This window comes from Paraburkholderia sp. SARCC-3016 (assembly GCF_031119615.1).
Classification (GTDB): Bacteria; Pseudomonadota; Gammaproteobacteria; order Burkholderiales; family Burkholderiaceae; genus Paraburkholderia.
In genome coordinates this window covers 65668-85803 of sequence record NZ_JAVHZD010000024.1, presented here as the reverse complement: position 1 = coordinate 85803, position 20136 = coordinate 65668, and the positions used below count along the sequence as shown (strand labels likewise).

Annotated in this window: 21 protein-coding genes; 4 read left to right on the top strand and 17 right to left on the bottom strand. The window is 63.4% G+C overall.

The window, feature by feature from the left end; genetic code table 11:
• Window positions 1-172: 172 nt before the first annotated feature.
• The 15 genes from QYH69_RS23445 to sctC form a co-directional block, all read right to left on the bottom strand.
• A complete protein-coding gene (locus QYH69_RS23445) occupies window positions 173-589 on the bottom strand; it encodes a hypothetical protein (protein ID WP_308834129.1) in 417 nt (138 codons plus the stop codon).
• Window positions 586-1908, bottom strand: coding sequence for a FliI/YscN family ATPase (locus QYH69_RS23440; RefSeq protein WP_308834128.1), 1323 nt, complete (start codon window positions 1906-1908; stop codon window positions 586-588). The genes QYH69_RS23445 and QYH69_RS23440 overlap by 4 nt, the downstream gene beginning before the upstream one ends.
• An 11-nt stretch (window positions 1909-1919) precedes the next feature.
• Complete coding sequence (locus tag QYH69_RS23435) at window positions 1920-3998, bottom strand: flagellar biosynthesis protein FlhA (RefSeq protein ID WP_308834127.1); 2079 nt, start codon at window positions 3996-3998, stop codon at window positions 1920-1922.
• A gap of 25 nt (window positions 3999-4023) precedes the next feature.
• Window positions 4024-4764: an EscU/YscU/HrcU family type III secretion system export apparatus switch protein gene (locus tag QYH69_RS23430; protein WP_308834126.1), complete on the bottom strand. Its 741-nt coding sequence runs from the start codon at window positions 4762-4764 to the stop codon at window positions 4024-4026.
• A complete protein-coding gene (locus QYH69_RS23425) occupies window positions 4761-5483 on the bottom strand; it encodes a flagellar biosynthetic protein FliR (RefSeq protein ID WP_308834173.1) in 723 nt (240 codons plus the stop codon). Before QYH69_RS23425 ends, QYH69_RS23430 begins: the two co-directional genes overlap by 4 nt.
• A 2-nt stretch (window positions 5484-5485) precedes the next feature.
• Window positions 5486-5761, bottom strand: coding sequence for a type III secretion system export apparatus subunit SctS (sctS, locus tag QYH69_RS23420; RefSeq protein WP_075155612.1), 276 nt, complete (start codon window positions 5759-5761; stop codon window positions 5486-5488).
• Window positions 5758-6405: a type III secretion system export apparatus subunit SctR gene (gene sctR / locus QYH69_RS23415; RefSeq protein WP_308834125.1), complete on the bottom strand. Its 648-nt coding sequence runs from the start codon at window positions 6403-6405 to the stop codon at window positions 5758-5760. Before sctR ends, sctS begins: the two co-directional genes overlap by 4 nt.
• Entirely contained in the window at window positions 6402-7388 is a 987-nt protein-coding gene (locus QYH69_RS23410) for a FliM/FliN family flagellar motor switch protein (RefSeq protein ID WP_308834124.1), read from the bottom strand. Before QYH69_RS23410 ends, sctR begins: the two co-directional genes overlap by 4 nt.
• On the bottom strand, window positions 7385-8134 hold the full coding sequence (locus QYH69_RS23405; protein WP_308834123.1) for a FliH/SctL family protein: 750 nt from the start codon (window positions 8132-8134) through the stop codon (window positions 7385-7387). The genes QYH69_RS23410 and QYH69_RS23405 overlap by 4 nt, the downstream gene beginning before the upstream one ends.
• Window positions 8128-8736: a hypothetical protein gene (locus tag QYH69_RS23400; protein WP_308834122.1), complete on the bottom strand. Its 609-nt coding sequence runs from the start codon at window positions 8734-8736 to the stop codon at window positions 8128-8130. The genes QYH69_RS23405 and QYH69_RS23400 overlap by 7 nt, the downstream gene beginning before the upstream one ends.
• Window positions 8733-9629, bottom strand: a complete 897-nt coding sequence (gene sctJ / locus QYH69_RS23395; protein ID WP_308834121.1) for a type III secretion system inner membrane ring lipoprotein SctJ — start codon at window positions 9627-9629, stop codon at window positions 8733-8735. The genes QYH69_RS23400 and sctJ overlap by 4 nt, the downstream gene beginning before the upstream one ends.
• Window positions 9599-9967 carry a hypothetical protein gene (locus QYH69_RS23390; protein WP_308834120.1) on the bottom strand — a complete coding sequence of 123 codons (369 nt, stop codon included), beginning with the start codon at window positions 9965-9967 and terminating at the stop codon, window positions 9599-9601. Before QYH69_RS23390 ends, sctJ begins: the two co-directional genes overlap by 31 nt.
• Before the next feature lie 82 nt (window positions 9968-10049).
• Complete coding sequence (locus QYH69_RS23385; protein ID WP_308834119.1) at window positions 10050-10286, bottom strand: hypothetical protein; 237 nt, start codon at window positions 10284-10286, stop codon at window positions 10050-10052.
• Between the two features lie 130 nt (window positions 10287-10416).
• The gene (locus QYH69_RS23380; protein ID WP_308834118.1) at window positions 10417-11517 is read right to left on the bottom strand and encodes an FHA domain-containing protein; all 1101 of its coding nucleotides are present in this window, start codon (window positions 11515-11517) and stop codon (window positions 10417-10419) included.
• Entirely contained in the window at window positions 11514-13439 is a 1926-nt protein-coding gene (gene sctC, locus QYH69_RS23375; RefSeq protein WP_308834117.1) for a type III secretion system outer membrane ring subunit SctC, read from the bottom strand. Before sctC ends, QYH69_RS23380 begins: the two co-directional genes overlap by 4 nt.
• Before the next feature lie 258 nt (window positions 13440-13697).
• Between sctC and QYH69_RS23370 the strand changes: the two genes are divergently transcribed.
• Together QYH69_RS23370 and QYH69_RS23365 are read left to right on the top strand one after the other, a co-directional pair.
• Window positions 13698-14027: a ribbon-helix-helix domain-containing protein gene (locus QYH69_RS23370; protein WP_308834116.1), complete on the top strand. Its 330-nt coding sequence runs from the start codon at window positions 13698-13700 to the stop codon at window positions 14025-14027.
• A 228-nt stretch (window positions 14028-14255) separates the two neighbouring features.
• Window positions 14256-14594: a hypothetical protein gene (locus QYH69_RS23365; RefSeq protein WP_308834115.1), complete on the top strand. Its 339-nt coding sequence runs from the start codon at window positions 14256-14258 to the stop codon at window positions 14592-14594.
• Between the two features lie 276 nt (window positions 14595-14870).
• Here QYH69_RS23365 and QYH69_RS23360 read toward each other — a convergent pair whose 3' ends face one another.
• On the bottom strand, window positions 14871-16598 hold the full coding sequence (locus QYH69_RS23360; RefSeq protein ID WP_308834114.1) for a hypothetical protein: 1728 nt from the start codon (window positions 16596-16598) through the stop codon (window positions 14871-14873).
• A 313-nt stretch (window positions 16599-16911) separates the two neighbouring features.
• On the opposite strand from QYH69_RS23360, the gene QYH69_RS23355 reads away from it, so the two are divergent.
• Complete coding sequence (locus QYH69_RS23355; protein ID WP_308834113.1) at window positions 16912-18216, top strand: MFS family transporter; 1305 nt, start codon at window positions 16912-16914, stop codon at window positions 18214-18216.
• A 147-nt stretch (window positions 18217-18363) separates the two neighbouring features.
• On the opposite strand, the gene QYH69_RS23350 is transcribed toward QYH69_RS23355, so the two are convergent.
• On the bottom strand, window positions 18364-19434 hold the full coding sequence (locus QYH69_RS23350; protein WP_308834112.1) for an MBL fold metallo-hydrolase: 1071 nt from the start codon (window positions 19432-19434) through the stop codon (window positions 18364-18366).
• Between the two features lie 240 nt (window positions 19435-19674).
• On the opposite strand from QYH69_RS23350, the gene QYH69_RS23345 reads away from it, so the two are divergent.
• The gene (locus QYH69_RS23345; RefSeq protein ID WP_308834111.1) at window positions 19675-20079 is read left to right on the top strand and encodes a MerR family DNA-binding transcriptional regulator; all 405 of its coding nucleotides are present in this window, start codon (window positions 19675-19677) and stop codon (window positions 20077-20079) included.
• Window positions 20080-20136 lie beyond the last annotated feature (57 nt).

Below are 20136 nucleotides of genomic sequence, written 5' to 3'. Positions count from 1 at the left end.
CCCATGCATCAATCGGGCGGGAAGAAGGGGCAGACTGGCTGGTGCGCTTCCCTTTCCTTTCCTCGCCCGTGCCGGCCGGGGCGACCGTGGCACCGGCCGGCTGCTCCTTTCAGAGAAAGACCGATCCGGCACGCTCTGCAACGGCACGCATCGCATGCGATGGCTGCATCGATCAGTCGCGATCGAGCAACGCCGCCTTGAAGCGCCGCGCACGCTCGAACGCATCGTCGCGCCCGATCGTCTCCCGCTGCAGTTGCGTCGAAGCCTTCGTCACCTGATCGGCGGCAACCGACCGCTCGCGAATCGCGTACGCAAGTGCGCGATGCAGTTCCGGCGTGCGATCGTCGTGCCAGCGCAACGCATCACGCCACAGCCGCCCGCCGCGTTTATCGTGGCCGCACGATTGCAGGATCGATTCGCGCTGCGCGTCATGACGCCTGATTTCTTCGCGGCGCTGTTCGAGCCGCGCATCGGCCTGATGCAACCCGTCGCGCGCCGCATTGAGCGCACGCCGCCGGCGCTCGAGCCGCAACGCCCGCACCCGGGCAAGCAGGTGCCATAGTTCCGCGTTGCGCTTCGCGTCGCTCATCGCACCGGCGCGGCACCGCATAGCGCGCGAAGCATCGAGCGCGTCGCCTCCGCCTCGCAATGCTCGTCGTAACGCTGCCGCAGAAAGCGCACGATCTCCGGATACCGGTCGATGGCGAGATCACTCGCCGCGTCGCTGCCGCGCTGGTATTCGCCGATCTGCAGCAGCAGTTCCAGTTCCTGATAACGGCTCATCCATCCGCGCACGCGGTCCGCATGCTGGCGATGCGCCACGTCGGTCACACGCGTCATCACGCGGCTCTTGCTCTTCAGGATGTCGACGGCCGGATAGTGCCCGGCGCCGCCGAGCTTGCTCGACAACTGGATATGCCCGTCGAGCAGCGAGCGCGCTTCTTCGGCGATCGGATCGGACGACTCTTCGTCTTCGGCGAGCACGGTGAAAAACGCGGTCACACTGCCTTCCTGCGTCAAACCCGCCGATTCGATGAGCTTCGGCAGCTCGGCGAACACGCGCGGCGGATAGCCGCGCCGCACGGGCGGCTCGCCGACCGCGAGGCCGACTTCGCGCAAGGCGCGCGCATAGCGCGTCAACGAGTCGAACAGCAGCAGCACGCGGCGCCCGCTCGCGCGCAATCCGCTCGCGACTTCGCAGGCGAGTTCGGCAGCCTTGAGCCGTTCCGCCGCGGGCCGCTCCGACGTCGACGCAACGACGATCGACGTATCGCGCCGCTGCGACAAATGATCGTGAATGAACTCGGAGACTTCACGCCCGCGCTCGCCGATCAGCGCGACGACGATCGCATCGACATCGGCGCCGTTCGCGATCATTCCCATCAGCGTGCTTTTGCCGCCGCCGGCCGGCGCGAAAATGCCGACACGCTGCCCGACGCCGCACGTGAGCAGCGCATCGATCGCACGCACGCCCGTCACAAACGGCTTCGCAATGACGGGCCGCTCGAGCGGATTGATGCTGGCGAGCGGCGCGCCGCCTTGCGCGGCGGCACTCGCCTCGCGCAACGCAGGGCCACGATCGAGCGGCCGTCCGAGTCCATCGACGGTGCGGCCCAGCAGATCGAGCGGATCGAATCTGCCCCACGCGAGGCCGCATCCATGCACTTGGGTGATATTCGATAAACCCGCGAGACCGTCGAGCGGCATCACGAGCGCGCCATCGTCGGTGAAGCCGACTACTTCGCCGATCTGCATATCGAGCGTATCGGGCCGCACGAGACGCACCATTTCGCCGATCCGCAACGATACGCCGACCGCCCGCACGACCACGCCGCGCGCTTCGGCGACACGTCCGTAAAGCATGGGTTCGTCGGCAGGCACGGGAGCAGGATGCTGGAGATGCTTCATGTTCCTACCGCTCAGTCTCGTGACAACGTCGATACCGCATGCACGCTGAACGTATCGAGCGGAATCTCTTCGATCGCGAGCGTTTCAATACGGATGCCGAACGTCTTCAAATGCCGGCGCAAATGCGGCCGCAGGACCGCTGTCGTCACGAGCAGACGAATGCCCTGCTCATAGGCATCGGCAAACGCGCGCTGCAAGTGTTCGAGTTCGCCTACGCCGGGCATGCAGTAAGGTTCGCCATCCGGGCCGCCGCGAATCTGGTCTTCGAGTTCCGCCTCCCACGACGGGTCCATCACCGCCGCATCGATTCGCCAGGTATCGAGGTCCGCATGCCGGCGCGCAAGCCGGGACCCGAGCGCGATACGCGCTTCGCGCACCATCCGGTCGATCGTGCGCTCGCCGTCCGGAATCCGGATGCACGCCTCCGTAATCGCGCGCAGATTGCGAATCGGCACATGCTCTTCGAGCAGCCGGCGCAGCACAGTCGCCAGCAACACGGGGCCCACCAGCTGGTCGACCTGGCTCGCGAGCTCGCGAAACTCGATGCTGATCTGGTTCATCAGAAAGCGTGCCTCCTGAGTGCCGATGCACGCGGCCGCGTTCTGCTCGCAGACGTCGGCCAGATGCGCGCATAGCGCCTCTTCGACGCTTGCCTTGCCGAGCTGCGCATCGGCGAGCGCCGCCGCGTCGGCCGCGCTCACCCAGACGGCCTTCGGCGCGCCCGGACTATATCCGGCGACGCCTTCCATCGTGATCTGCGTGTCGTCGCCGCTCACGAGCACGTGGTTCGCCACCAGCGTCCCGCTCGCGAACGGCACTTCGTCGATATCGACGATGTAGCGCGCTTCGTCGAGCCGCGCATCGCGCTGCAGCGCAAGGCCTGGAAACGGCAAGCCGAGCCGCGTCATCAGATCGCGGCGCACCCTGCCGAGCTGCGTATCGAAGAGCCCCGGACGCAGCGCCTCGTATGCCTTGTTTCCCATGCGCAGCCGCAGTATTGCGCTCGTGCCGAGTTCCACGTCATCGAGAATCCGCTGCGTATAGTTGCCGCCGTCGCGCGTCATCGCCGGCATGAACGGCCGCTGCATGCGCTCGCGGCTTGCCGCCTGTCGCATCATCAGCACCGACAGTCCGATCAGCGCGCCGCCCGCCAGGGCGAACTGCAGATGCGGAAAGCCCGGGATCGCGCCCAGTGCGAAACAGCCGACGCCGGCCATGGCGAGCGCTTTCGGGTGCAGCGACAGCTGGCGGAAGATATCGCCGCCAAGATTGGTCGGCGGGCCGCCCGACGAAACGCGCGTGACGAGCAGACCCGCAGCGATCGATACGATCAGCGACGGGATCTGCGAAACGAGCCCGTCGCCGACCGTGAGAATCGTGTACGTATGCAGCGCGTCGCCGAACGACATGCCGCGCTGTGCGATTCCGACCGTCAGGCCGCCGACGATATTGACGAGTGCAACGACGAGTCCCGCTACCGCGTCGCCCTTGACGAATTTCATCGCGCCGTCGAGCGACCCGTAAAAATAGGTCTCGCGCTCGAGTTCGGCGCGCATCCGTCCCGCATCGCGCGGCGCGATCAGGCCGTTGCGCAAATCGGCATCGATGCTCATCTGGCGGCCCGGAATACCGTCGAGCGTGAAGCGCGCCGACACTTCGGCAACGCGGTCCGCGCCCTTCGCGACGACGATGAACTGGATCGCGGAGAGCACCACGAACACGACGATGCCGACGGCCACATTGCCGCCGACCACCATCTCGCCGAACGCGCCGATGATGTCGCCGGCATGCGCGTAGAGCAGGATCATCTTCGTCGATGCGATCGCCAGCGCGAGCCGCAGCAATGTCGTGACGAGCAGCAGCGATGGAAAACTCGACAGCTCGGCGGCCTTCGTCACGTAGATCGTCGTGCTCAGCATCACGAAGCTTGCACAAAAACTCACGCAAATAAAGAAGTCGAGCACGAATGCCGGAACCGGAAGGATCAGCAGCACGAGCACGAACAGAATGCCGAGGCCGACGGCGACATCGGCATGGCGGGCAAGCAGCCCGGGAATATCGGGGCGGCGCATCATCGAACGGTTTGGCATGGCGTTTCGCGGCGGTTTTTCATATTCAGCGGCTCAGTTCGCGATGCATCGCACGGCGCCGGCCCTTCACGTACGGGTCGCCCTCGCTGTCGCGGTATTCGCGCTTGATTTCTTCCTTGTCCATGCGCAGGCGCCGCCTCCACAGCACGCGCTGCATGACGAAATCGACGGCTGCCGGCACGAGCTGGGATGCGCTCATCATCGCGAGCAGCGACGCGCCCGACACGCTGATATCGGCGAGCAGCATCGGCAATGGCAGCGTGTATGAAGGAACCAGCTGCGCGCACCACTTGACGAACGCGTACCAGAAGATCGCAAGCAGAATCGTGAATTGCACGAGCGCGATCAGCGTATCGACGAGCACGCGCGTACTGAAGATGTTTTTCAGGCCGGACACCGGATCGACGCGCTTGATATCGGGCGCCGCGCGCTTCCATGCGATGGCGCCGCGCGTCTGCACCACTTCCGGCACAACGGCTGCAAGCACACCGGCTCCTAGCGTGACGAGCGTGGCCGGCAGCGCCGCATCGAGCGACGACATGACTTGCGCGAAAAGCTCCGCGAACGTGCGCGTCTGGTCGAGACCGGTCACGTCGCGAATCAGGGCCTGAAAAAGCTCATAGAAGTGCGGCGACTCGACGACAAGAAACAGCCACCAGATCAGGCCGCTCGCGGCGACGGTCGCGTGCGCGCTCTTCGCGATATCGCCTTCCTTGATGGCCTTGACGAGGCGCTGCGGAGTCGGTGCTTCGGTTTTATCGCTCATCGCAGGATCAGGCTTTGCCGGAAAATGACGGACAGCCGCTCGATAAATACCGGCACACAGGACATCGCGGCGAACGAGATGACCATCGCTTTCACCGTGCGTGCGGTCGTAAACGGATTGAGGCGCTTCACGTGCCGCGACATCAGGCCGAGCGAAATATCGACCATCGCCATCAGGCCGATCAGCGGCATCGCGAGCCGTACGCCTTCGGCGAATGCGGCGGCCACGCGGTCGATGGCGACCTGACGGAACACCTCGGTCAGGTTCACGTGCGCTGTGCCGGGCGGGCAGATCGCCCAGGCATCGGCGAAGAATCCGCAGACGAAGCGCAGCCCCGCGCCGGTGAAAAACGTGAGCGCGGCAAACTGGGTGAACAGGGTTTCGAAAAGCGCGGTTTCCTGCTTGAAGTTCGGGTCGTAGACGGCCGCGATCGAATAGCCGCCCTGCTGATCGAGTAGCGCGCCCGCGCACGATGCAACGTGAAAGACCACCGCAAGCAGCAAGCCGAGCGCGAGCCCGACCAGTACCTCGAACAGCGCGGCCGGAATCAGCGAAGCCGGCGCACCCACTTTGAGCGGCAGCACCGCGAACAGCAGCACGAGCGGCACGCGCAGCTTCGTGCCGAGCGAATCGCCGAACGCGAATGGCACGAGGCTTAGCGCAACGGCGGGGCGGATCGAGCAGAACGCGAGCCCTTCGAGATAGCCGAATACGTTCATCGTCAATGCACACGGCCGGCGGCGACAAACGTAAAGACATGCTCGAGAAAACGCGTCACTTCACGGCTCGCCCACGGGGCGGTGACGATCAGCGTGATGCCGACACCGATGATCTTCGCGCCGTACGGAAGGCTCTGATCCTGGATCTGAAAGACGGACTGCACGAGACCCAACAGCAAGCCAATACCGGTTGCAACCGCGAGCGCCGGCAACGAAAGCCAGAATACGAGCAGCAGCGCGTCGCTGGAAAGCGACGCAAGTGACGGAAACGAATTCATTTGATGTAGCTGACGATCAAGCCGTGCATCAGTCGCGATATGCCCGATACCGAGACCAGCACGAACAGTTTGAGCGGAATCGACACGGTGCTCGGCGACAGCATCATCATCCCCATCGCGGTCAGCACGTTGGCCACGACAAGGTCGATGACGAGGAACGCGATGTAAAGCAGGAAACCGGCTTCGAATCCGCTCGAAATCTCGCTGATCAGAAAGGCCGGAATCAGCAGCGAAAAATCGGTTTCCTGCGCGTCGCGCTCGGGATCGATCCGTTTGGCCGCGTTCACGAGAAACGCGCGTTCCGACGGCCGCGAGTGCGCGAACAGGAATTCGCCGAGCGGGCCGCGCACCGCTTTCAATGTCTCGGCAATGCCGGGCATCGCGCCGCTTTCGAGGCGCTCGTCGAGCGAAAGCTCGGCGCCGATCTTCGACATCACGGGCGCCATTACGACGAGCGTCGCCGCCATCGCGAGGCCCGCGATCGCGGTATTGCCCGGCGCCTGCTGCACGCCTAGCGCCGAGCGCAATAGCGTCAGCACGATGCTGAATTTCGTGAACGACGTGACCATCACGACGAGGAACGGCAAGAGGCCGAGCAGCGCGACGAGGCCGACGAGCGAAATCGGGTCGACCTGGGAATTCATGCGTCGGCGTCCGGACGCGCCGCATGCGTCATCTCCGTAATGCGCACGCCAAGCGCGTCCTCGATATCGATCAGTTCGCCTCGCGCGAACGGCACGCCCTGGCATAGCAACGTGACCGCGCGCTCGCGTACCGGAATCTGCAACGACAGCATCGAGCCGGCGCGCAGATGCGCGAGTTCGTGAACGGAGAGCGAAACCGTACCGAGCACCGCGTCGAGCGCAAAGCTCAGCGCATCGACGGCAATGAACTCGCTCGTCAGTTCCGGTTGATTCCTCTCGTCGTCGATCATCGGGCGGTCTACCACGATCTGCTCTCCAGATAGTTTCAATAGAATGCGGCGCGCGCCGTCGCGCAGCGGCACACGCAACTGATATGACGCCCGATCGACGAGCAAGGCGTCGCCGGGCCTGATTCTGCGCAGGCGCGAAAGGGAAAGCGACGGACCGGCCATGCAGGCCTGAACCGGCACCGTCAGGCGTCGATAGAAATCGCGATCCGTCTGTAACGCGGCAGGCCGCCTGCGCTGCAGCCATTGATCGACCGCTTCGCACTGAAACGAGAAGTGAGCGCTGCGTCCGCTTTTCTCATGCGTGAGCGACAGCCCATATGCACCGGCAGGCGACGCGGCGTCGAACGACACGGATTGCAGATCGAACGAAAATCCGAACGCGCCTTCGAGCGCCGATATCCAGTCTTCCAAAGCATCTTCGACGAGGCTGCGCGTTTGCGCGTCGTCGCGCGGCAACGGGTGCGCCGGCAATTCGGGCAGCAACGCGCGCGCATCGCAGTCGAGCGTGAACGGATGACCGCATGCACGGCCTGCGAGCCTCAACGGATAGCGTTGCCGGCATTCGTCGAACTGCAACACGTAGCGGCGCACGCCGACGTGCACGGCATAGGGCGTGCCGAACTGCAACGCCGCTACATTGCGGCGTTCGGCGTCGGACTGTGTAAAACGGCGCATGCCGATCCACGGATTCACCGCGCGCCTCCGCCGTGCGCATGCTGCGCGCGCTGCTGCTTCTGCTGCGGAACACCTATGACGTCGATCACGTCGCGCAGCCCACGCTCGATGACATCGAACTGTCTGTCGACGGCTGCATCGAGATTGCGATACTCGTCGAGCATCGCGGCGATTGCGTCCCGGATGCCGCGCTCCGCGGCGCCCAGTTGCATGCGCAAGCTGCCATCGATCACGCCGCGCTCCGTTTCGACGATGCATGAGTGAGGCGGTAAGCCCGCGTCGGCCAATACCGTGAAAAGCGGCACGGCCATTTCCTGCTCGAGCCGCGCGACCAGCCGCTTCGCTTCGCGATAGTCGGCGCTCGATACGCGCAGCGAGATGACCTGCTGCGAGCGCGATGCGGCAATACAGCGACGCAACTGGTTGGGCAGTGCCGCCGCGGGCGGCAGCTTGCCGATGATCAACACGAGTGCATCGAGAGCGACGCGCACGAGACGCTCCTCCACGCAACGCGCGATCAGCGATGCGGCGGCCTGCGGCACGACCAGATCGCGCGCCGCGGCCGCACGCCCCGCGTCGTAGCCACGCCGCCACGCGCGGCGCTTCAGCTCGCGTACGCGCGCGGCGAGGCGCGACGCTTCGCGGGCCGCCTCGTTGGCGCGGTCTTCGTCGAGCGCACGCAAATCGTCGAGTTCGACGAGATCGGCCGACGACAGGTAGCCGTCGGACTCGATTCGCCAGCTTCCTTTTCTGCAGATCAGCACGACGCACCTCGCACCGGGCGCAGCGCTTGCATCGATTGCATCAAGCGCGTCGCGTCGTCGAGCAGCGCACGCGCGGCGTCTACGGTCACATCGCGTGCGTGAAAGCGCACGGCCGACTCGACGACGTCGCGCGGCATGCGCAGCCGCAACCAGGTGTGTTGCACTTCGCCGCCATCGCCGAGTCCGCGCAGCGACAACGCGAATCCCGCCGCGGTCATCTCGTGGCGATCGAGAAAATTCAACGGCGCGCCGAGCGGCAGATCGTCCGACCCGGCGCGCGCGTGTCGTTGAATCGTGCGAAGCAGTTGCGGCGCGACACTTCGGGCGAACGCCAGATGGTCCGGGCCCGTTACGACGCGCCGCAACGAGCGCGAACAGGCCAGCGCCGCGCTGATGCGGAACAGCCGTGCGCATGCCGCGCGCGGCAATTCTCCGACGCATGGCAGCGTCTGCCGGAAATCGATGCGCGTCAGTTGCGGATACTCGACGATCAAGCGTGCGCTCGCATCGGCAAGCGCGCGTTCGCCGCGAATCGGCCGCTGTCGCATCAGCCAGCTGTGATGGGCCCATTTGCCGATCGATAGGGCGGGCAGGCAGATCAATGCGTGTCTCCTTCGGTTTGTGCGGCAGGCGGCGCGTCGCCGCGGCCGGTTTGTGCGGCAGGCGGCGCGTCGCCGCGCCCTGTGGCAGGCGCGTGCGCACGGCCGCGCCTTCTGCGCCGGAAAAATGTCGGCGAAAACGAGCGAATGCCGCTGCGCCAGACCCATGCCGAAACGCTGAGCAGCATGACGCCGATCGCCAGTGCGGCCAGCACGAGCGTCGCGCTGCCGTGTGCGTCGCGCTCGTGTCCTGCCGTGCATGCGTTGACGCCGCTGCATGCATCGCCGGCGACCAGCACGGGCGTCACCGGAATCAGCGTAAGGTTCACGCGATCGGCGCTCAGGCCTTCGACACCGCCGGCCACGAGCGCGCGGATCTTGTCGCGCATCAGCTCGAGGTTGTAGTCGGTGCGATAGCGGACCATCACCGACGCGGACGGCGGCGTGACGAGACCAAGCACCGGGTCGCGCTCCGGCTGCACGATATGCACGCGCGCGACGAGCACGCCGTCGATCTTCTCGAGCGTTTCCGACAGCTCCTGCGATACGCCGAAGATGAAACGCACGCGGTCTTCATCGGGATTCGAAATCAGGCCCTGGCGGCTGAACAGCTCGCCGAGATTCGCGTGGCCTGTGCGCGGCAGCGCATAGGCGCCGGCCAGTTCGGTCGCGGCGACCGCATCGTCGCCGTCGACCGTGACGGTCCACGTTTTGTCGGCGTTGCGCTGTTTGCTGCCTTCGATGCCGTGATGGCTCAGCACTGCAACGATGCGATTGGCCTGATCCTCGTCGAGGTTTTCGAACAGTGACGTTCTGCAGCCAACGAGGACGAGCAACGGCAGCAGAATCAGCAGGCGGCGCAGCATCAGCTTCCCGAGGAAAGAGTCTTCACGCATTGCACACAGCTATCGGCCGCGGTCTTGCAGAACGTCACCGTCAGTTCCTGCTCGTTCAAACGCTGGCGCAAACGTAGCGCGTCGCCGACGCTCATGCGACCGATCCTCCGTGCATCAAATTCGTCCTCGAGTTCTTTCGCTTCCTGTCGTCTGATATCTCCCCATTGCTCGAGGCGATCGAGCGCCAGCGCGGCATTGCCGCTTTGATAGTCGTCGTTTCGTAAAGCGAACGGATTGCGGACATGCCGGGTCGGATCGCCGCCCCAGTTTCCCGTAACCGCTTCCGGTCCAGGCATCGCGACGGCTGCGACATGGCGATCCGGCGCCAGCGCGCTCATGCCAGGTATTGGCGGAATCATTGAGTTCTCTCTTGCCTGAGTATTTATTCAAAGCGCCCTCGCGGGCGCGGTCTGTCAGCGCTTATCGCGACGGAGCGATAGCCTCTTTGAATTGCCTCTGGATCGAATCCATCTTGTTCTTTTCCGCCGTGTTTTTGTTTTCGGCGTCGTTTCTGGCCTTCGTCGCTTTCATGCCGTCAGCGGGGTCGCCCGTCTGGGCGGCACGGTCCGCGGCCGTGTCCGCGTTCCGGTTTGCCGCATCCACCGCGGCGAAGCCAGCCGGGTTGTAACCACCACCATTCAATGCACCAATTGCCATTTCGTTTTTCCTTGAAAGTGACTACGCGTTTTCGAAGCGAACTGCTTCGTGCCACCGTTCGACGGGCGACGCGTAAGCGCCCGGCGGACGGAAACCTGAGCGAGCGGGCGGTAAGCCAGTCAGGCGTCTCTCAACACTTGTTGCCCGGCTGCGCGTCCTTGACGAAGAACTCGTAGATCGACCCATCGTCGTCGCGCACGACCTCCGCTACACATTCGGAGATGCGCGTGAGCTTGCCGATCTTCAGCCGCGACCCGGCGAAATACATGCCGCCCTGCTGGTCGACGAGCCATGCACCGTGCGAAGAGCGCATCAGATTCATCCCGATCGACTCCAGCGGCACGCGTACGGGCCCGCCGCTTACCGGTTGTCCGGCGAACGTCAACGCGTTCAAACCGTTGATCTCCACGCGCGCGAGTCGCGCGATCCGTGCGTAGTCCCATGATTCGGGCTGCAGATAGCCGTCCGCGGGAGGCGCCGTGACTGCGAATGTCCCGGGCTGGACAGCCTGTATCTGCGATGCGCGGTAGTACCGGTCGAGAAACGCCTGCAGCTGGTCGCGCAACTGATCGATCACGATCACTCTGAGCACCGGCGTGCGCGCGCCCCTGCGCGCAGCGATCGCGAGCGCGGACAGATCCGCATAGCTCTGCACGTACCCCTCGTACACGGGCATGCCGGTCTTCGTATCGACGCGTGTGCGCACGAAACGGAACGCGGGATTCTCGGGTTCGCGCGCGACCTTTGCCGCAAGGAACGGGCTGGCCACTTGCCACGCGAGCGCGCCGACGAGCAGCAGCGCCAATACGCTGAAACCCGCCTTCGCGGGCAGCGGCAGCGTCGCGGTGCGCCTCGCCGCATAGGCCCCGGGCGCGTGAGCGAGCAGCCACGCAAGTTCGGCCTTGTGCGTCGCGCGCGGTGTCAGCGCATCGCGGCCGCTGAACTGCAGCGTCGCCGCGCCCAGCGTGAACGAGCCGCCGTAGCGCAACTCGGTGGACTTGCCCGCACGCAGCGGATGTCCAAATACCGCCACGCCTTCCTGCCTCGCGGAAAGCTTCAGCTTTTCGCCGTTGAGGCGAATCGTCGCGTGATGCGCGGCCACGCCGTCGTCGATCAGCACGAGATCGGCGTTCTCGCCGCTGCCGATCGACAGCTCGTGCCCGTCCGACAGCAGCACGCTCGCTCCGGCGTGAATGCCGCCGGTCACGACAATCAGCGCATTGCCGTTCATCGCATTTGCCCCTGCAAAGGCGACACGGCCGCCGGTACGAGAGGCAATAGCGGCTGATTCGTTCGCGGCGCTTGCTGCGGCTGTGACAGCAGCGCGCCCGCGACCGCCGCGTTCAACGCATGCGCGTTCGCACTCGCCGCCGCGGGCACCGGCTGCGCGACGGCGACATCGATCGGCCCGCTGCCGGGCGCCTCGCCATTCAGACGCTTCAGGCGCGGCGTGATCAGAATGAGCCGTTCGAGACGCTGCGAACTCGTCTGCGTACTGCCGAACAGTGCGCCGACATACGGAATGTCGCCGAGCACCGGCACCTGCGATCGCGTCGTTTCGCTTTTCTCGTACTGATAGCCGCCGATCAGCAGACTCTCGCCGTCCGCGACGATCGCCTGAGTGACGATCGAATGATTGTTCACGCGCGGAATGCCGTCGACGGACTGCGTCGAATCGAACGCGCCGTCTTCGATCTGCACGTTGAGCAGAATGTTCTTACGCAGGTCGTCGGCCGATTCCACCGTCGGCGTCACTTTCAGCGTGAGCCCGGTATCGACGTTGTACAGATCGACATCCTGATTGCCCGCGACGCGCACATACACCGAATTGCGCGACGACAGCACCGCTTCCGAGTTGTTCAGCGTCAACACCTGCGGCCGCGACAGGATATGCGCCTTGCCGTTCTGCTCGAGCGCACGAATCTGCGCGAACAGATAGTTCACGGAGTTGCCGATCAGCGTAGTGAGATTGACGCCCTGCAATGCGCCTTGCACGCCCGAGAACGCCGACTGGCTGACAGACGGATAAGCGTTGACCATCGCATGTGCGGCGCCATCCTGTCCCGATGTTCCACCGCCCCACCGGATGCCGAGTTCGCGCGCCGCATCGGTCGCGACGTCGATGACGACAGCGGTGATCTCGACGAGGTCCTGCGGCTGATCGAGCATCGCAATCGCGCGCTCATAGTTCGGCATCATCTCGGGAACGTCGTAGACGACGACCGAATTGGTGCGTGCGTCGGCCACGATATTGCGCCGTGCGGACGTCACGTCGGACGGCACCGTCATTTCCACCTGCGTGGTCGCGTCGGGATCCGGCGACAGCATCGCGTCCGGCTTGTCGCCGCCCGACAAGCCGAGACCGCGCAAGCTCGGCAACGGCGGCGGACCATTGCGCGGCGTCCGCGCTTCCTTGACCTGCGGCATGCGCGTCGCCGGACGTGGAACGTATGTGTCGCCCATCAGTTTGCGCAATAGCGACGCGACACCAGGAATCGTGTGCGTGCGATATCCGCTCGTATACGTGATGTCTTGCGCCTGCGCATATCGCAGGCGGAATACGCGAATCTGCGTCTGATCGAAAGGCGTCTCGACGGCAGCCTGTTGTCGTGCTTTTTCGATTGCATCGGCAATCGAGTCGACAAAGCGCGAAGGTCCCGTCGCTTTCGCCGTGGTGTCCGAATAGCGCACGGGCAAGTGCGGATCGTCGAGATCGAGGCTGCGCAGAAGACCCGAGACTGCTTCGCGCTTCATCGGCGCAAACGGAATTGTTCTGGTTTTGATGTCCGAACCGGCGGACACGTGCAGCGTTCTTCCGTCGAAATACCACGCGAGGCCATACGCCTCCGTCAGCTTTGCGAATACGTTTGCGGGCGGCTCATCGAACGTGCCGTTCACCGTGCCCTTCACGCTTCTCGCGATATCGACGGACAAGCCACCTGCGCTCGCGACATCCTTGAGTACATCGGACAGTTGTGAATTGCGCGCGAAGTAGTGCATGGGCGCATTGCGCCATGGCGGTTCGCCCGCATGCGTCGTGCACGCATGCAACGTGACCCATGCGAACGCGAGACGGCGCACCGCGACGCCGGTCGAACAGCGTCGATAGCGGCGGCGTCTTTCGTTGTCTGCGTTGCACCACTTCGTGAACATCAAAGCTCCTATGCCGGCAAAGGCCGGCTTCGTCATGACGGAACTTTAGTTGTGCACACATGCATCGCGGTCATACAAATATATCACCGGAGTCTCGCGAACTGCGCGAGGATAGACAACACGCCAGCAGGCAAATGTTTTTTTGGTTATTTGATCAATATGCCTAAGCAATTGTCGCTGGATCAGCGATTGCAGAAAGTTCCACTTTGCATTCAAACGATAACTTTGAGCAGCTTCGAAATTTCTGAGCAGGTTCAAATGCCCATTACACAGTATTGCAATTTCAGCGCAGACCTCGCGCGGCCGCGACAGCGGTCGGTGCGCGTCAATGGTCTCGCAACCTGTCTAAGGCTTGAAGAGGTCTACTGGACGATCATCGAAAAACTCGCACGCGAAGAATCGCTCACCGTGGGAAAGCTCATTTCACGCTGGGCGCTCGAGATGGATCTCGCACACGAGGATGTATGGAACTTCACCGGCTATGTACGCGTAATTTGCGTGGTGCAGTTGATGAAGCGCGCAGGTTCGATGCCGATCGAGGGGAACGCCGGTGCGCCGGACCTCGCGAACACTCGCGACATGCAATGAAGCATGCGGTCGCGCCGCAAGCCGAACTGAATCCGCAACGGCAATCAGGAGGCTTCCATGTAAAGAGACTTGCGACACAAGACTCACGAATCATTCAAAACCAGCTCTGACGATACTCAGGGCACTCTTTCAGAAACGGAAAATACATTCATGCCTATTCAAGATTCCTCGACTCTATTTCATGCGGGTCAACGTTTTGCAGGTAATGACGGTTTTGCGAGCGGCGGGGTGACTGACCTTCATGCCGGCATGGCATACATGCAGGGGCAGCGAGAGGGCGCGGCGGCCGCGGCGCAGGCACTTGACGATGGTCCCCCCATCTTCTCGCCGGACGAAGCGCGAAGCGGTGCCGGGGGCGATGGCGGTACCTCGGGCGGCGACGGTGGCGACAACGCCGCTGCCTCGGACGGCAAGTGTGCGGGCGGCAAATGTTCGTCGGGCGGCGGCGGGGACACGGGCCAGATACTGCAGCAGCTGTTGCAGGCACTGGCGCCCATGGCAAGCGCGATCGCGCCGATGCTCGGCGGCGGTATGATGTCGGGCCTCGGCGGCGGTAGCGCCACCTGACGTTTCAGCATGGTCGTGACTGCTGGCTCATCTGCGCGACGTCTTTACACGACGTCTTTGCACGACGTCTTTGCGCGGTGTCTCGCGCGGCAGTCACCGGGCGGCCGGTTAAAGCGCGAGGCCGCCAACTTGCGCCATGGTCCGCTTACCTAATATTCGGGCACGAGCGCTGCAAATCGTGGCGCCCGATAAACAGGAAGTGATCGGGTACGGCACACTGCTTGTGTCGCGCCGACTGTTCGCAAGCGGCCACAACACGACCCGCATCACTACCTGCTACGCTCCCGCGCCCACATCCGATTCATAAACGTAGTTCTCCGTGCCGGGATGCTTCTTCCGATAGGCCCGAACGGCTTCGTCACGCAGCGCGTTCGCCTTTTCGCGCGCGGCCGCATCGGCGAGACCGTCCGCGGTATTGCTGATGCCGATGCCCGCCAGCGCGAGTGCGATCGAGACAATCGGCCCGACGACCGGAATGAACGACGCCATGCCGCCGACCAGCCCGACCGTGCTGCCGGCCAGCTTCCATCGGTCGGCCTCCGACGCGGAGCCAGCCGCGACCTTCTTGATGTAGTCGTCGATCCTCGCGCCGAAATCGGCGGCGGCGAATGCCGTATTGAGCACCGCAGGGCCAAGCTGTGCCTTCAACGCAGGCGAGATTTTCAGCCACTCAGGCAAATCGGCGGTCGGCTTCGAAATCGCACTCTGATACGCCATGAAGCGCTCGCGATACGCTGTTTTCAGTTTGTCGAGCTTGGCCCACCGTTCCCCTTCCGATAGACCTTCGAGACTTCCGATGCTTTTCGCCGTGTCGATCTGTCGCACCATCTCCTCGAGGTTCGGTGAAGCATCCTCGGTCAGCATTTCGAAGCGTTGTGCGGTTTCCTCTTCGAGACGCCGGTAGCCGAGCAGCTTCGCGCCGAGACTTTTTGCTGCCTCTTCGTGGGTCAGACCAGCGACGCTCGGATCGGTGTATTTGCCGAACTTCAACTGGTCGCGAACGTCCTTCATCTGCGACTCCAGTTCGATGAAGTCGCCTAACGATTGAGCCTTCCTCGCCGAGACATCCTGCTTCGCCGCAGTGGCCAGCTGAGTGGCCGTTTCGATCCTTCGCTGCGCCTCACTGGACAACTCCGCGAGCCGCGCGGGCTGATTCGCCTGTGGCGTCTCTTCGAGCTGCGCGACGATGCCCTGAAGCTCGCGCTCGTGCATCGAGGCGAGCTGCGAATCGAGCTTGTCCTTGTACGCGTTCGCGCTTTGCGCCATCAACGCGTCGTGTTGCTCCGGCGACATCGGTGGAAGATGAGCCAGTGCGGCATCGGTTTCGGACTCGATCGAGCTTGCCGGTATCGGCGTTCCCGTTCCCGCTTCGGAAAGCGACTCGCTTTGTGCCGGCGACGGCGGCGCTGCGAGCGAACCGATCGTGCTGCTCGTTGCGCCCAACTGCGTTTGCCATTGCTTGACCAGATAGTTGCCGACGTCCGCGCCGAGGCCAGCGAACGTCTCCGTCAGGCCCTCGCCGATCAGCGCGGTCGCGCTGACGATGTCGTCGTTCGCATCGTTTCCCGCCTTCCTCTTATCGAGGGCGCTCGTGATGTAACCGAACGCTTTCGAGAAATTCGCGGTCGCCGAATTGAGTCGCGTCAAGCCGAGTGTGCCGAGCCGCATGTTCGGCGGCACAAAGCCGTTTTTGGTCTGCAACGGCTTGAGCATCGAGTCCATCACGAGCTTCGAATTATTGAACCGGCTGTCGCTGAACAATATCTGCCGGACGATGGTACTCGCGTATTTCGCGTAAGCGCTGTATTGGCCAAGCGGATTTGGCTTGGCGGCATTCTTCGGCCCGACACTCTGGACAGCATGCGGTGGTGCGGTGCTGGTCGCGTTCGAGCGGTCCGCGACTTGCGACGGCGGTGCGACCGCCAGCTCATGCTGGCCCGCTTTCCGCGCGTCGGCTTGATACGTCGACGAAGCGTTGTCGTGTTGCGTTTCATCGGTTCTCATCGGAGTCTCCGTTGTCGATATATGGATAGATCGTGGCGCCGAGCACCACGTCGAACGCGTCGTTTTATTTTGCGTCCCGCTCGAACCGGACCGGACGTGACTATGCATTTTGTGTCCGCATGTCCGCGTTCGGCTTGCAGCATCGCACCGTGTCCGGCTGTCGTTTCCGGCTGTCGTTTCGTAAAGCGAAGATATTTTTCAAACTACTTCGTCGAATCATTTAGAATGCCAAATCAAGTCACCATCAGAGTGTCTTAAAAACAATTCATGCCTATCAGAATACGCAGGGGAACATGAAGGAGAACACTGACAAATGACCAATCTCAATATTCCAAACGAAATCACTGCTCGCGATACACGCCGTCGTGTGATGGCCATCGTCGGCGCCTCATCGGGCAATCTCGTCGAGTGGTTCGACTTCTACGTCTACTCGTTCTGCGCGCTGTATTTCGCGCCCGCGTTCTTTCCGAAGGGCGATACGACCACCCAGCTGCTCAACACCGCGGGCGTGTTCGCCGCGGGCTTCCTGATGCGCCCGATCGGCGGCTGGTTCTTCGGACGCCTTGCCGACAAGCGCGGCCGGCGCTTTGCGATGATGGTGTCGGTGTTCATGATGTGCGGCGGCTCGCTCGTCATTGCCGTGCTGCCGCCGTATGCGGAGATCGGCGTGCTTGCGCCGGCGCTGCTGCTCGTGGCGCGCCTGTTCCAGGGGCTCTCGGTGGGCGGCGAATACGGCACGAGCGCGACGTACATGAGTGAAGTCGCCCTGCAGGGCCGTCGCGGCTTTTTCGCGTCGTTCCAGTACGTGACGCTGATCGGCGGCCAGCTGTGCGCGCTGCTCGTGCTCGTGATCCTGCAACAGACGCTGACCACCGACGAGCTCAAGGCATGGGGCTGGCGCGTGCCGTTCGTGGTCGGCGCTCTCGCCGCGCTTGTCGCGCTGTATCTGCGCAAGTCGCTCGACGAAACGTCGACGGCGGCGAGCCGTCAGCGCAGCGACGCGGGCACGCTCGCCGGCATGTGGAAGCATAAGCGCGCTTTTTTGACGGTAGTCGGTTTCACGGCAGGCGGCTCGCTGATCTTCTACACGTTCACGACCTATATGCAGAAATACCTTGTGAATACCGCGGGCATGCATGCGAAGACCGCAAGCAATGTGATGACCGCGGCGCTCTTCGTCTTCATGCTGATGCAACCGCTGTTCGGCGCGCTATCGGACCGCATCGGCCGCCGTCAATCGATGGTCCTGTTCGGCTTCTTCGCAACGATCGGCACGGTGCCGCTGCTGCATGCGCTCAAGGATGTGACGAGCCCGTATATGGCGTTCGTGCTCGTCGTGGCGGCGCTCGCGATCGTGAGCTTCTACACGTCGATCAGCGGTCTGATCAAGGCGGAGATGTTTCCGCCTGAAGTGCGCGCGCTGGGCGTCGGGCTTTCGTATGCGGTCGCCAATGCGATCTTCGGCGGCTCTGCCGAATATGTCGCGCTGTGGCTCAAGCAGGCGGGTAGCGAAACAACCTTCTACTGGTACGTCACGGCAATGTGCGCGATCGGGCTTCTCGTCTCTTTCACGATGCGCGACCCGTCGAAGGTCGGGTATTTGCGCCATGAGCCGTGAGCGCAGTGCCGCGGCGGCCGAATGAGCGTCAGGCGCGGCACTTGCGTTAGCGAGGCACGAGCGATTAATCGACAATCGGAACGCATTGTCGTAGCGCTTTTCCGAAAGCGCTCGCTACAGCAGGCGACGCGGTGCGATTTCGCCGAATCATGCGAGAAAGCGGATCACACCGTCTTCGCCGCTGACGCGGCGCAGTTCGCCTGCATGCCACAGCAGATGCAGATGCGCGAGCGCCTCGCCCATCGCGAACGTCAGCTGATGCAAGTCGAGTGCGCGGCGGAACATCAGCGGCACGATATCCGCCGCGCTGTGCGGTCGTTCGACGCAAGCCGCGCGCACTTCGGCAAGGCGCGCCGCATGGTGATCGCGCAATTGCGCAATGCGCGTACGCAAGCCGCGAAACGGCTTGCCGTGTGACGGCAGCACGAGTGTATCGGCTGCCATCGGCTCGTAGCGCGTCAACGCCTCGAGGTACAGCGCAAGCGGGTTGCCTTCCGGTTCGATATCGAACACCGACACGTTCGTCGAAATGCGCGGCAACACCATGTCCCCGGAAATCAGCAGCCCCGCTCCTTCGCTATGCAGCGCGCAGTGCTCGGGGGAATGGCCGAAACCGGTCACGACCCGCCATGTGCGGCCGCCGATCGCAATCTCGTCGCCTTCGCGCATACGCCGGTAATGACTCGGCGTCGACGGGACAAGGCTCGTGTAATAGCTTTTACGATTACGCAGCTGGTCGAGCAGTTCGGGATCCACGAGCCCGTGCCGCCCGAAGTGTCGCGCCGCGCGTTCGCCGCCCGCGTTCGACCCTTCTCCGGCCGCCATCACGCGGCCGTACATGTATTCGCCGAGCGACATCCACAGCCGCACCTGCCAGCGTTGACGGTCGCCGCCCTCGCATAGCCAGTTCGCGAGGCCAAGGTGATCGGGGTGGCAATGCGTAACGATCACGCGCAGCACCGGCAAACCGCCGAGCACCGTATCGAACACGCGCTCCCAGTTCTCCCTGATCGTATCGGACGCAATGCCGCAATCGACGATCGTCCACCCCTGCTGCCCCTCGACCTCATCGCGCAGCAGCCACAAGTTGATGTGGTTGAGCGCAAACGGCAATGGCATGCGCACCCAGTAAACGCCCGGTGCGACTTCATGCGCGGCGCCTGCTTCGGGAAGCGTATCGGCGAAAGGGTAGTCGAGCTGGTGTTCGAGTTCATTCATCGTGGCAGGCTTTCCATTGCGGGGTTGGAGCGACATCGCGCCGGCGCCGGGTACCGGCTCCGTTGCGCTTTGCGCAGGTTGACGATAACGTAAACGTCGATTTTATCGTCGAGGCCGGCATCGTGCCGGGCTCGCAAACGGGCTCGCAAATGGTGCCCAAACGGGCTGCACACGGTCCGCGGCTTCGGCCACAACCGCGTCAGCCATGGCAAGCCGCCCGTTACACCGGAATCAGAACAAATGAGCGTGCAATACACGATCACCGAGCTCGCGCGCGAATTCGACGTCACACCGCGCGCGATCCGCTTCTACGAAGACCAGGGTTTACTCTCACCGAGCCGCGAAGGATCGAGCGGCTTGCGCCGAGTTTATTCGACGCGCGACCGCACGCGTCTGAAGCTGACGTTGCGCGGCAAGCGCCTCGGCTTCACGCTGTCCGAAATTCGCGACCTGCTCGATCTGTATGACTCGCCGACCGACACGTCCGCACAATTGCAGGCATTTCTCGCGACGCTCGCCCGACATCGCGAGGTGCTCGAGCGGCAGCGCGAAGATCTGGATGCGACGCTCGAAGACCTCGCGCAATATGAAGCGCAGGCGCGTGCGCTGCTCGAACGCGACGCGAACGCAACCGAACGCACGTGAGCACACCCGATCCGCAAGAACAGAAGCCCTTGGTCCCGTCCGAACGTTACAATTGCA